This is a genomic window from Streptomyces sp. FH025 (assembly GCF_017427025.1).
GTDB lineage: Bacteria > Actinomycetota > Actinomycetes > Streptomycetales > Streptomycetaceae > Kitasatospora.
Genome location: NZ_JAFLNG010000158.1, coordinates 1 through 12,556, shown reverse-complemented (window position 1 = coordinate 12,556; position 12,556 = coordinate 1). Strand labels below are relative to the sequence as shown.

The 12,556-nt window shown below is 72.1% G+C and carries 9 protein-coding genes; all 9 read right to left on the bottom strand.

From position 1 onward, the window contains the following. Window positions 1-18: 18 nt before the first annotated feature. Window positions 19-1,248, bottom strand: coding sequence for a cell division protein FtsZ (ftsZ, locus tag J0670_RS14120; RefSeq protein WP_207811895.1), 1,230 nt, complete (start codon window positions 1,246-1,248; stop codon window positions 19-21). 364 nt (window positions 1,249-1,612) lie between these two features. Continuing rightward, on the bottom strand, window positions 1,613-2,389 hold the full coding sequence (locus J0670_RS14115) for an FtsQ-type POTRA domain-containing protein (protein WP_207811894.1): 777 nt from the start codon (window positions 2,387-2,389) through the stop codon (window positions 1,613-1,615). After that, window positions 2,382-3,488, bottom strand: a complete 1,107-nt coding sequence (gene murG, locus J0670_RS14110) for an undecaprenyldiphospho-muramoylpentapeptide beta-N-acetylglucosaminyltransferase (protein WP_207811893.1) — start codon at window positions 3,486-3,488, stop codon at window positions 2,382-2,384. Before murG ends, J0670_RS14115 begins: the two co-directional genes overlap by 8 nt. Before the next feature lie 6 nt (window positions 3,489-3,494). Then, window positions 3,495-4,802, bottom strand: coding sequence for a putative lipid II flippase FtsW (ftsW, locus tag J0670_RS14105; protein ID WP_374223102.1), 1,308 nt, complete (start codon window positions 4,800-4,802; stop codon window positions 3,495-3,497). A gap of 108 nt (window positions 4,803-4,910) precedes the next feature. Further along, window positions 4,911-6,344 carry a UDP-N-acetylmuramoyl-L-alanine--D-glutamate ligase gene (gene murD, locus J0670_RS14100; protein WP_207811891.1) on the bottom strand — a complete coding sequence of 478 codons (1,434 nt, stop codon included), beginning with the start codon at window positions 6,342-6,344 and terminating at the stop codon, window positions 4,911-4,913. Then, on the bottom strand, window positions 6,341-7,402 hold the full coding sequence (gene mraY / locus J0670_RS14095) for a phospho-N-acetylmuramoyl-pentapeptide-transferase (protein ID WP_207811897.1): 1,062 nt from the start codon (window positions 7,400-7,402) through the stop codon (window positions 6,341-6,343). Before mraY ends, murD begins: the two co-directional genes overlap by 4 nt. Further along, window positions 7,402-8,805, bottom strand: coding sequence for a UDP-N-acetylmuramoyl-tripeptide--D-alanyl-D-alanine ligase (murF, locus tag J0670_RS14090; RefSeq protein ID WP_207811890.1), 1,404 nt, complete (start codon window positions 8,803-8,805; stop codon window positions 7,402-7,404). The genes mraY and murF overlap by 1 nt, the downstream gene beginning before the upstream one ends. After that, window positions 8,802-10,454: a UDP-N-acetylmuramoyl-L-alanyl-D-glutamate--2,6-diaminopimelate ligase gene (locus J0670_RS14085; protein ID WP_207811889.1), complete on the bottom strand. Its 1,653-nt coding sequence runs from the start codon at window positions 10,452-10,454 to the stop codon at window positions 8,802-8,804. The genes murF and J0670_RS14085 overlap by 4 nt, the downstream gene beginning before the upstream one ends. Window positions 10,455-10,460: 6 nt before the next feature. Continuing rightward, a partial coding sequence (locus tag J0670_RS14080; RefSeq protein ID WP_243436997.1) for a penicillin-binding protein 2 occupies window positions 10,461-12,556 on the bottom strand: 2,096 nt, incomplete at its 5' end.

Below are 12,556 nucleotides of genomic sequence, written 5' to 3'. Positions count from 1 at the left end.
CGTGTACCGCGTGATCGATCACTTAAGGAAATCCGGGACGTCGAGCTCCTCGGCCGGGCTCTCCACGAACGGCTGCCGGGCCGGCTGCACCTGCGGCGGCACCGGGGCGGTGGCGGTCGCGGTGGCCGGGGTCTCGGTCGAACGGGCCGGGGCGGACTGGGTCTCCCCCTCCGAACGGGACGTCACCGAGCCGATGCTCCCGTACGGCCGGCCGGCCGGGCGCTCCGGGGCGGCCGGCGGGGTGGCCGGGCGCTCCGGGGTGGTGGACTTCACCACCGGGTCGCGGACGATCGCCGGCGGCTGGCCGCCGTCGAAGCCGGCCGCGATGACGGTGACCCGCACCTCGTCGCCGAGCGCGTCGTCGATGACCGCACCGAAGATGATGTTGGCCTCGGGGTGGGCGGCCTCGCTGACCAGCTGGGCCGACTCGTTGATCTCGAACAGGCCGAGGTCGGAGCCGCCCGAGATGGACAGCAGCACGCCGCGGGCGCCGTCGATCGAGGCCTCCAGCAGCGGCGAGGAGATCGCCATCACGGCGGCCGCCTTGGCGCGGTCCTCGCCGCGGGCCGAGCCGATGCCCATGAGCGCCGAACCGGCGTCCGACATGACGGACTTGACGTCGGCGAAGTCGAGGTTGATCAGACCCGGGGTGGTGATCAGGTCCGTGATGCCCTGGACACCGGAGAGCAGGACCTGGTCGGCCGAGCGGAAGGCGTCGAGAACGCTGACCTGGCGGTCCGAGATGGACAGCAGTCGGTCATTGGGGATCACGATGAGGGTGTCGACCTCTTCGCGCAGGGCGGCGATGCCGTCCTCGGCCTGGTTGGCCCGGCGGCGGCCCTCGAAGGTGAAGGGACGGGTGACCACGCCGATGGTCAGGGCGCCCAGCGAGCGGGCGATGTTGGCGACGACGGGCGCGCCGCCCGTGCCCGTGCCACCGCCCTCACCGGCGGTCACGAAGACCATGTCGGCCCCCTTGAGGACCTCCTCGATCTCCTCGCGGTGGTCCTCGGCGGCCTTGCGGCCGACCTCGGGGTTGGCGCCGGCGCCGAGGCCCCGGGTGAGTTCACGGCCCACATCGAGCTTGACGTCGGCGTCGCTCATGAGGAGGGCCTGCGCATCGGTGTTGATCGCGATGAACTCGACGCCCTTGAGACCGACCTCGATCATCCGGTTGATGGCGTTGACACCACCGCCGCCGATTCCGACGACCTTGATGACTGCGAGGTAGTTCTGCGGTGCTGCCACGTCGAAGGCCTCTCGCCTCGAATTTCCGGGTCGGCCAGGCCCGGTGAGGGGCCGTACCGACGGATGTCGATGGGGAGGGAGCCTGGTTTCTGACTGAATGTCCGAAATGCCGACCGCCGACCCCAACCCTAAACTTGACCTTTAGGGTTAGTCCTGTGCCTCCGTCACATCACCGAGGGACACAGTCCGGTGACACAGGACACTAGGTGGCTCCGGGCACGTGTTTCAACGAACACGCCGAGCTTCCCCTTTTCTTTTGAGCCTATGTGATCATCGGCCGGCATACGAAACCGGGGGTGACCATCAAGGGTCGGGCCGACACTCCGAGGCGTCAACCCCTCCCTCGGGCAGAGAATCTAGCGGATCACCCCGACACGGCCGGCGCCTCCGGCGCCGTCACGTCGAAACTGGTGCCCTTCTGCTTCATCAGCGCCAGCAGCACCCGGGCCTTCCGGTCGTTCTGCTCGGGGCTCCCCCAGCGCACCGTCGCACCCCCGCTGAGCTGCAGCTCGATGTCGTCGTACGAGTGCACCAGCACCGATCCGGCCCGCTTGGAGACCTCCTGCGGCAGCCCGGCGGCCACGGACACCGCGCCCTGCACCAGCTGGGCGCGGGAGATCACACCGTCCACGTCCTTCGCCTGCTGACTGAGCCGCAGTTCCACCACCGGAACGCCCGCCGGCGGGGCCGCCTCGGTGGCGAAGCTCACTCCGGAGGCATCCACCTGGGTGAACTGGCCGTCATCCCCCTTGACCGCGGCCACCGCGGTGCGCTGCACGACCTTGACCTGGAGGGTGTGCGGCCAGCCGCGCCACACCTCCGCCTTCGCCACCCGGGGGATCGCCTCCACCCGGTGTTTGACCCCGTCCAGGTCCACCCTGGCCAGCGGGCCGCCGGCCAGCCCGCCGATCGCCTCGCGGACCTGGTCCGAGGTCAGCTTCTCGTCCGGCGTGCCCTGGACGGCGACGTCGCGCACGTTCAGCACCGAGGAGAAGAAGACCAGCCAGGCCAGCACGCCGAGCACCGTGGCGCCGAGCACGCTCAGCACCACGATGCCCCGCCGGGAGAGCCGGAGGCGAGGAGCGGACTCCTCGTCCTCCAGTTCCTCCTCCAGAGGGTCGGCGGACCGGCCGTCAGCCACGACGGCGACCGCCCCGGTGGGCCTGGATCGCCTCGTACACCATGCCGACCAGCAGGTCGTCCGCGTCCCGGCGGCCGAACTCGGCGGCGGCCCGGCTCATGTCCCAGAGCCGCTGCGGGTCGGTGAGCACCGGCAGCACGTTCTGCAGCACCCAGTCCGGGGTCAGCTCGGCGTCGTCCACCAGCAGGCCGCCGCCGGCCTTGACCATCGGCTGGGCGTTCAGCCGCTGCTCGCCGTTGCCGATCGGCAGCGGCACGAAGGCGGCGGGCAGGCCGACCGCGGCCAGCTCGGCCACCGTCATGGCACCGGCCCGGCAGAGCATCAGGTCGGCGGCCGCGTAGGCGAGGTCCATCCGGTCGATGTACGGCACCGGGCGGTAGGGCGGCATCCCGGGGACGTCCGCGACCTGCGGCAGCTCGTTCTTCGGGCCGACCGCGTGCAGGATCTGCACGCCGTACTGCTGCAGCCGCGGGGCGATCGAGGTGATCGTCTCGTTGAGCCGACGGGCGCCCTGGGAGCCGCCGGAGACCAGCAGGGTGGGCAGCCGCTGGTCGAGGCCGAAGTAGTGGCGGGCCTCAGGACGGGCGGCGGCGCGGTCCAGGGTGGCGATGGTCCGGCGCAGCGGGATGCCGATGTACCGGGAGTCGCGCAGCTTGCTGTCCGGGGTGGAGACCGCCACGAAGTCGGTGTAGCGGGCGCCGATCTTGTTGGCCAGGCCCGGCCGGGCGTTGGCCTCGTGCACCACGATCGGCACACCGGCCCGCTTGGCGGCCAGGTAGGCGGGCATCGCGACGTAGCCGCCGAAGCCGACCACGGCATCGGCGTTGACCCGCTCGATGATCTCCTGGGCGGCCCGGACGGTGCCGCGCAGCCGGCCGGGGACGGTGATCAGCTCGGGGGTGGGCTTGCGGGGCAGCGGGACGGCCGGGATCAGCTCCAGCTGGTAGCCGCGCTCGGGCACCAGTCGGGTCTCCAGACCGCGCTCGGTCCCCAGGGCGGTGATCCCGACGGACGGGTCGTGCCTCCGGAGGGCGTCCGCGAGGGCCAGCGCCGGCTCGATGTGACCGGCGGTCCCCCCGCCGGCGAGTACGACATGCACCGAAATTCACCGCTCCCTGCGTGCCGGCCGGGGGGCCGGGCGCGCTGTGGTTCGTCGTCGTGGCAGCACCCGGGCCAGTCGCTTCCTGATCCGGGAGTTCTTGCTCCGGGCGGCCAGGGCCGCCTTCGCGCCCGAGGTGCTGCGTGCCAGGCACAGCAGCACTCCGATCGCGGACATGGCCGACAGCATGGCGGAACCGCCGTAGGAGAACAGCGGGAGCGGGACGCCCGCGATGGGCAGCAGTCCCAGCGCCGACCCCAGGTTGATCACGGCCTGCGCCATGATCCAGGTGGTGGCGGCTCCCGCGGCGTACCTGACGAAGGGATCCTTCGTACCGATGGCCACACGGATACCCGCGTAGCCTAGTGCCGCGAAGAGACCGATCACCGACAGCGTCCCCACCAGACCGAGTTCCTCGCCGGTCGCGGCGAAGATGAAGTCCGTGTGCGCCTCGGGCAGCTGGCCCCACTTCTCCACGCCGGCGCCCAGGCCGGTGCCGAAGCCACCGCCGAGCGCGAACGAGTAGACGCCGTGCAGGGCCTGGAAGCAGGCGCCCTCCGGGTCGAGCTTGGTGACGCCTATGCAGCCCAGGCGCTCGGCGCGGTGCGGGACGGTGATCACCAGGGCGGTGCAGACCACGACCGCCACCCCGAGGGTGGCCACGAACAGCCGCAGCGGCGCTCCGACCATCCACAGCAGCGCGAACAGCATGGCGACCAGGATCATCGAGGTGCCCATGTCGCCGCCGATCATGATCAGCGCGAGCAGCAGCAGGGCGCCCGGCACCAGCGGGACCAGCAGGTGCTTCCAGGAGTTGAGGGTGCCGGCCTTCTGCTTGCGGGCGAGCAGGTCGGCGCCCCAGAGCACCAGTGCGAGCTTGGCGAACTCGGAGGGCTGGAACTGGAAGAACCCGAAGTTCAGCCAGTTCTGGTTGCCGTTGATCCGCACTCCGATGCCGGGCACGGCGACCAGCGCGAGCGCGCCGATCACCCCGAACATCACCGGGTAGACGATCACCCGCAGCACCGCCAGCGGAACGGAGGCGAAGCCGATCAGCAGGACCAGGCCGAGGATGGCCGAGATCAGCTGCTTGAGGAAGTAGTACTGCGCGGTGTGGTGCTGGTTCAGGGCGAGGATCTGCGAGGCCGAGAAGACCATCATCAGACCGAGCACCACCAGCAGCAGCGTGGTGCCGACGATCAGCAGGTACGGCGTGAGCGGCCGGTCCAGCCAGTACCGGACGCGGGCCCGCAGGGCCTGCAACCGTCCCAGCGGACCGGCCGACTTGTACTTGGTCGTGGTGGCGGAGATCACTCGCCACGGCTCGGCGGCGTCCTGCTTCCCAACGCCGGAATCCGCCCTGCCCTGCCCCGCCACCGCTCCCCGCTCACTCTCTCCGTACGACGCCCGCGCGTCGACCCGCTACTCGTTCCCCAGCTCCCGGACGGCCGCCGCGAACAGGTCGCCGCGCTCGCCGTAGTTGGTGAACATGTCCATCGAGGCGCAGGCCGGGGCCAGCAGCACCGTGTCACCCGATTGGGCGAGCGACGCGGCCGTGCGAACCACCTCGGTCATCGCCACCGCGCCAGTCTGGCCCTCGGCCGCCTCGATCACCGGCACATCCGGAGCGTGTCGCTCCAGCGCCTCGCGGATCACCGCGCGGTCCTGGCCGATCAGCACGACCGCGCGCAGCCGCTCGGCCGAGCCCTGGACGAGGTCGTCGAAGGTCGCGCCCTTGGCCAGGCCTCCGGCGATCCAGACGATCGGCCGGTAGGCGGCCAGCGAGGCGGCGGCGGCGTGGGTGTTGGTGGCCTTGGAGTCGTCGATGTACGTGACCTCGCGGACCACGCCCACCTCCGCGATCCGATGGGCGTCCGGGCGGAAGGCCCGCAGGCCCTCCCGGACGGCCTTCGGCTCGACCCCGTACGCCCGCGCCAGCGCCGCCGCGGCGAGCGCGTTGGCGATGTTGTGCGGGGCGGGCGGGTAGACGTCCTCGACGGTGCCCAGCTCGGCCGCGTTCTTGGCCCGGTCCTCGATGAAGGCGCGGTCCACCAGCAGGCCGTCCACCACGCCGAAGTTCGACGGGCTCGGCGCGCCGAGGCCGAAGCCGATCGCCCGGCAGCCCTCCTCGACGTCGGCCTCGCGGACCAGCGCCTCGGTGCCCGGGTCGGCCAGGTTGTACACGCAGGCGACGGTGTTGCCCTCGTAGATCCGGCCCTTGTCGGCGGCGTAGGCCTCCATCGAGCCGTGCCAGTCGAGGTGGTCGGGGGCCAGGTTGAGCACGGCCGCCGAGTGCGGGCGCAGCGAGGGCGCCCAGTGCAGCTGGTAGCTGGAGAGCTCGACGGCGAGCACGTCGTACGGCTCCTCGGCGAGCACCGCGTCCAGCACCGAGACCCCGACGTTGCCGACGGCGGCGGTGCGCTTGCCGGCCGCCGTGAGGATCGAGGCGAGCATCTGGACGGTGGTGGTCTTGCCGTTGGTGCCGGTGACGGCCAGCCAGGGGGCGGGCTCGCCGGTGCCGGGCAGCGGCCTGCGCAGCCGCCAGGCGAGCTCGACGTCGCCCCAGACCGGGACGCCGGCCGCCTCGGCGGCGGCGAACAGCGGGCTGTCGGGGGCCCAGCCGGGCGAGGTGACGATCAGCTCGGTGCCCTCGGGCAGGCCGGCGCCGTCGCCCAGGCGCACCGCGATGCCCAGGGCCTCCAGCTCGGCGGCGCGGGCCTTGAGGCCCTCGCCGCTGCCGCCGTCGACCACGGTGACGCGGGCGCCGAGGCCGTGCAGGACGCGCGCGGCGCTGATGCCGGAGACGCCGAGGCCTGCGACGACGACGGGCAGGTTCGTGAAGTCGGTGTTCGTCATCCGGTCCGGTATCCCGCGTAGAAGAGGCCGAGGCCGACGGCCACGCACAGGCCCTGGATGATCCAGAAGCGGACCACGACCAGGACTTCGCTCCAGCCCTTGAGTTCGAAGTGGTGCTGCAGTGGTGCCATCTTGAAGACGCGCTTGCCGGTCATCCGGAAGGAGCCGACCTGGATGATCACCGACAGGGTGATGATCATGAAGAGGCCGCCGAGCAGGATGAGCAGCAGCTCGGTGCGCGAGCAGATCGCGAGGCCGGCCAGGGCGCCGCCGAGGGCGAGCGAGCCGGTGTCGCCCATGAAGATCTTGGCGGGCGAGGTGTTCCACCACAGGAAGCCGAAGCAGGAGCCCATCAGGGCGGCGGCGACCACCGCGAGGTCCAGGGGGTCCCGGACGTCGTAGCAGGCGTTGGTGGCGGAGAAGAAGTAGGCGCAGCTCTGCCCGTACTCCCAGACGCCGATGAAGGTGTAGGCGCCGAAGGCCATCACCGAGGCGCCGGTGGCGAGGCCGTCCAGGCCGTCCGTCAGGTTCACGCCGTTGGAGGTCGCCGCGATCATGAAGTACGCGAAGATGACGAACAGCACCGGGCCGATCGACCACTCGAAGTCGCGTACGAAGGACAGCTTCTCGGAGGCCGGGCTGAGCCCCCGGTCGTCGTGGAACTGGAGCGCCAGGATGGCGAAGGCGAGGCCGACGATGGACTGGCCGGCCAGCTTCGCCTTGGCCCGCAGACCGAGCGAGCGGCGCTTGACCACCTTGATGTAGTCGTCCAGGAAGCCGACCAGGCCGAGGCCCGTGGTCAGGAAGAGCACCAGCAGCCCGGAGGCCGTCGGGCTCTCGCCCGTTATCGCCTTCGTGGCGAAGTACGCGATCAGGGTCGCCAGGATGAAGGCGATGCCGCCCATCGTGGGCGTGCCCTTCTTGCTGTGGTGCGCCTTGGGGCCGTCGTCACGGATGTACTGGCCGTAGCCCTGACGGGCGAGCAGCTTGATCAGCGCGGGCGTGCCGACCAGCGACAGCACCAGGCCGATCAGCCCGGAGAAGAGGATCTGCTTCATCATCGGGCAGCACCGTCCGCCAGGAGGGCCTCGGCCACCTTCTCCAGCCCCACCGAACGGGACGCCTTCACCAGGACCACATCCCCCGGTCGCAGCTGACTGCGCAGCAGCTCGACCGCCGCGTCCGCGTCGGACACCAGCACCGACTCCTCACCCCACGAACCTTCGTTCCTCGCGCCGAGTTCCATGCAGGCCGCCTCGCGTCCGCCGACCGCCACCAGCTTGGTGACGTCCAGCCGGACGGCGAGCCGCCCGATGGCGTCGTGCTCGGCCAGGCTCTCCTCGCCGAGCTCCCGCATCTCGCCGAGCACCGCCCAGGTGCGGCGGCGCTCCGGGCCACGGCCGCCCATCGAGACCAGCGCCCGCAGCGCGGCCCGCATCGAGTCGGGGTTCGCGTTGTAGGCGTCGTTGACGACGGTGACACCATCGGCCCGGTCGACGACCTCCATGCGCCAGCGGGACAGCGCACCCGCCTCGCCCAGGGCAGCGGCGGTGTCGTCGACGGACATCCCGAGCTCCGTCGCCACCGCGGCGGCGGCGAGGGCGTTCGAGACGTGGTGCTCACCGTACAGGCGCAGCTGCACGGGCGCGGAACCGGCCGGGGTGGTGAGCGTGAAGGATGGCCGTCCGGTGGCGTCCAGACGAACGTCCGTCGCCCGGACGTGGGCGTCCTGGGATTCCCCGAACAGGACCACCTTCGCCCTGGTACGGGAGGCCATCGCGCGCACCAGCCGGTCGTCGGCGTTGAGGATCGCGGCGCCGTCGGCGGGCAGCGCCTCGACCAGCTCGCCCTTGGCCTCGGCGATCGCCTCCTGGGAGCCGAACTCGCCGACGTGGGCGGTGCCGACGTTGAGCACCAGGCCGATCCGGGGCGGGGTGATCGAGGTGAGGTACTCGATGTCGCCCTTGTGCCGGGCGCCCATCTCCATGACCAGGTGCCGGGTGCCGGCCTCGACCCGCAGCGCGGTCATCGGGTGGCCGATCTCGTTGTTGAGCGAGCCGGGCGGGAAGACGGTCTCGCCGTGGCGCTGGAGCAGCTGGGCGATCAGGTCCTTGGTGCTGGTCTTGCCGGCCGAGCCGGTCAGCGCGACGACGGCGGTGCCCTCGGCGCGGGCGACCACGGCGCGGGCCAGTCGGCCGAGCGCCTCCACCACATTATCGACCAGGACGGCGGGCACGCCGACCGGGCGGGAGGCCAGCACCGCGACGGCGCCGGCCTCGACCGCCGTGGTCGCGTAGTCGTGGCCGTCCACGTGCTCGCCGACGAAGGCCACGAACAGGCCGCCGGGGCTCACCTTCCGCGAGTCGACCTCGACCGGGCCGGTGACCAGGGCGTCCGGGTCCGCGCCGTCCAGGGTGCCTCCGACGGCGGAGGCCACCTCGGCGAGGGTCAGTGCGATCACTGCTGCTCTACTCCTCGGTCGCCCCGCGCGGCCTCGGTCCGCGCGATGGATTCGCGCAGCACCTCCCGGTCGTCGAAGGGGCGGATCTCGTCTCGTACGTACTGGCCGAGCTCGTGGCCCTTGCCGGCCACCAGCACGGTGTCCCCCGCCCGGGCGCGGGCGACCGCGAGCCGGATCGCCTCGGCCCGGTCGGGGACGACCAGGACGGCCCCGCGCTCGGCCTCGGGCACCGCGGCGGCGCCGGTCAGCATGCTGGCGAGGATCGCCAGCGGGTCCTCGCTGCGCGGGTTGTCGCTGGTCAGCAGGGCGGTGTCGGCGAGGCGGGCGGCAATGGCGCCCATCGGGCCGCGCTTGTGCGGGTCGCGGTCGCCGCCGCAGCCGATGACGACGTGCAGGCGGCCCTCGGTGACCTCGCGCAGCGAGGCGAGGACGGCCTGGAGGGCGTCCGGCTTGTGGGCGTAGTCCACGACGGCCACGAAGGGCTGTCCGGCGTCCACCCGCTCCAGCCGGCCCGGCACGCCGGGGACGGCGGCCACGCCGGCCACGGCGTGCTCCAGCGGCAGCCCGGCGGCGACCAGCGCGGTGATCGCGGCCAGCGCGTTGGAGACGTTGAACGGGCCGGGCAGCGGGACGGCGGCGTCGGCCTGGGCGCCGTCCGGGCCGAGCACCCGGAAGGTGGAGCCGATCGGGCCGAGCTTGACGTCCACGGCCCGCCAGTCGGCGCCCGCGTCGCCGGCGGCGGAGAAGGTCGTCACCGGGATCTCGGCCTCGGCGGCGAGCCGGCGGCCGTACTGGTCGTCCAGGTTGACCACGCCGCGGCGGGACTTGCCGGGCTGGAACAGCCGGGCCTTCGCCTGGAAGTAGTCCTCCATGTCCGGGTGGAAGTCGAGGTGCTCGGGCGTGAGGTTGTTGAACAGCGCGACGTCGTACGCCACCCCGTCGGTGCGGCCGAAGACCAGGGCGTGGCTGGAGACCTCCATGGTCACCGCGTCGGCGCCGCGTTCGGCCATCACGCCGAGGATCGCGTGCAGGTCGGTGGCCTCGGGGGTGGTGCGCTCGCTCTTGATGCGCTCCTCGCCGACCCGCATCTCGACGGTGCCGATGACGCCGGGGTTGCGCCCGGCGCCGCGCAGGCCGCCCTCCACCAGGTACGAGGTGGTGGTCTTGCCGTTGGTCCCGGTCAGCCCGATCATCAGCAGCCGCTCGGACGGGCGGCCGTAGACGATGGCGGCCAGCTCGCCCATCAGGGCCCGCGGCCGGTCCACGACCAGCAGCGGCAGGCCGGTGGGGGCCGCCAGCTCGGCGCCGGCCGGGTCGGTGAGCACGGCCACCGCGCCGGCGTCGGCGGCCTTGGCCGCGAAGGCCGCGCCGTGGTGGTTGGCGCCCGGGAAGGCCACGTACACATCGCCCGGGCGTACCGCGCGGGAGTCGTGGGTGACGCCGGTGACGGCGCCGCCCTCGACGGTCGGCAGGCCCAGGCGGGCGGCCAGTTCGGCCAGCGGCAGAGCGGGGGTCCCGGTCGGGCGGGGCGGACTCACGGTGGTTTGATCGGGTTTCGGCACGGCGGGAAGGCTATCCGCCGAAGGGTGCCCAGGGCCAAACCGGCCCTGCGCCGCGTCGCCGTCCCGACCGGCCCGCTGGTTGCTCATGCTCGCTCACGGCTTCCACTCGACGGGCAGGTTGGGCGCCTGGCTGCCGCTCGGCGGGACCTGCATGGTCTTCAGGGTGAACTCCATCACCTGCTTGAACACCGGGCCGCACAGCTGACCGCCGAAGTGGCCGTTGACCGGGCCCTGGAGGGTGCAGGAGACGGTGTACCGGGGATTGTCGGCGGGGGCGAACCCGATGAAGGACGCGGTGTAGCCGTCGTAGCCCTTGCCGTCGGCCGCCCCCCGGTTGGCGGTACCGGTCTTGCCGGCGACGCGGTAGCCGGGGATGGCGGCCTTGCCGCCGGTGCCCTGCTCGTCGTCGACGACCGACTCCAGCATCGAGGTGAGGGTCTTGGCGGTCTGCTCGCTGACCACCCGGGTCTGCTCCCCCGGCGCGGTCGGGACGTACTTGCCGTCCGGCCCGGTGGTGCCCTGCACGATGCTGGGCGCGACCCGCACCCCGCCGTTGGCGATGGTCGAGTAGACCGAGGTGGCCTGGAGCGCGTTCATCTGCAGCGGGCCCTGCCCGAAGGAGATGTTGTACTTCTCCGAGGCGACCAGGTCCTCCGGCTTCTTGAGCATCCCCTGGGCTTCCCCGGGGAAGCCCAGGCCGGTCGGCTGAGCCACGCCGAACTTGCGCATGTAGCCGTCCAGCACCTGGTTGGCCTTCAGCTGGTCGCCGCCGCCGAGTGTCTCCACGGCCTCGATGGTGCCGATGTTGGAGGACTTGGCGAGCACCCCGGCCAGGGTCAGGTACCAGTCGCCGTGCTCGACGTCGTCCTTGAACTGCTGGCCGGCCCGGACCAGCCGGTTCGGCACGGTGACCTTGGTGTCCCAGTTGGCCGTACCCGAGTCCAGGACGGCGGCCAGGCTCATCAGCTTGGCGGTGCTACCCGGCTCGTACGCGTCCTGGAGGGCCGGGTTCCCCATCTGGGACTGCTTGGCGGTGGACAGGTCGCCCGGGTTGAAGCCGGGTGCGGTGGCCATCGCGATGACCTGGCCGGTCTTCACGTCCTGGACCACCACGTAGCCCTTCTCCGCACCGGAGTTGGCCACCTGGTCCGTGATCGCCCGCTGGGCGGCCCACTGGATGTCCCGGTTGATGGTCAGCTTGATGTCGGTGCCCGGCACGGCCGGGTCCTTCGAGCCCCCCGCGGTGGGCACCAGCCGCCCGCCGGCCTGGGCGTAGCTGCTGTGGCCGTCCTTGCCGGCCAGCCGCTTCTGGTACTGGAGCTCCAGCCCGCCGGCGCCCTGGCCCTCGCCGTTGACGAAGCCGACCAGGTTGGAGGCCAGCCCGTCGGCGGGGTAGATCCGCTTCTGGGTCTCCTGGTTGAACACCCCGGCCAGCGGGTTGGCGCACTCGTTGTCCACCCGGGTGCGCCCGCCCTGGTCGGCGGGCTTGCCGAGCAGCTTCTTCTGCACCTGGCAGGCCCGCGAGCCGGCCTGCTTCTCCAGCGTCGACTTGAGGTCGCTGATCTGGTTCTTGGCGGCCGGGGTCTGCGCGGCGGCGAGCCGCTTGTAGCGGCTCTTCGGGGTGTGCAGGTCGCCGGCGAGCTTCTCCTTGGACACGCCGAGGATCGGCGACAGCAGGGCGGCCGCCTGTTCCGGCGCGTCCGGGATGCCGGTCGCCTCGGGGGTGAACATCGTCGGGTCGGCGGTGATGTCGTACGCGTCGACGGTGGACGCCAGCGCGACGCCGTCGGAGGACGTTATCGAGCCGCGTTCGGCGGTGATCGGGATGTTCAGGTAGCGGTTGGTGTTGGCGTCGGCGGCCAGCGCGTCGGAGTCCACCAGCTGGAGCTGCACCAGGCGCCCCGCGAAGACGGAGAACACCAGCGACAGCACCACGGTGATCACCCGCAGCCGGCGCTTCGGCTCGGCCAGCTTGAGCGGCTTGGGGCGCTGCGGCCCACGGGGCTTCGGGCGCGGCCGCACCGCCGCCTGGCTGCGGGCCGGCGGACGGCCCTCGGGGCGGCGCTGCTGCGGGGTGCGCGGAGTGCGGCCGGTGGCGCCCTTGGCGGGCTGCGCCTTCGCGGGCTGGGCCTTGGCCGACTGGCTGCGCGCGGGCTGGCCCTTGCCGGACTGGCCGCGGGCCGTCTGGC

Coding starts and splice junctions, on each gene's coding strand:
- murD (WP_207811891.1), bottom strand. CDS start 6,344: ATGACGAACACCGACTTCACGAACCTGCCCGTCGTCGTCGCAGGCCTC.
- mraY (WP_207811897.1), bottom strand. CDS start 7,402: ATGAAGCAGATCCTCTTCTCCGGGCTGATCGGCCTGGTGCTGTCGCTG.
- J0670_RS14085 (WP_207811889.1), bottom strand. CDS start 10,454: ATGAGCAACCAGCGGGCCGGTCGGGACGGCGACGCGGCGCAGGGCCGG.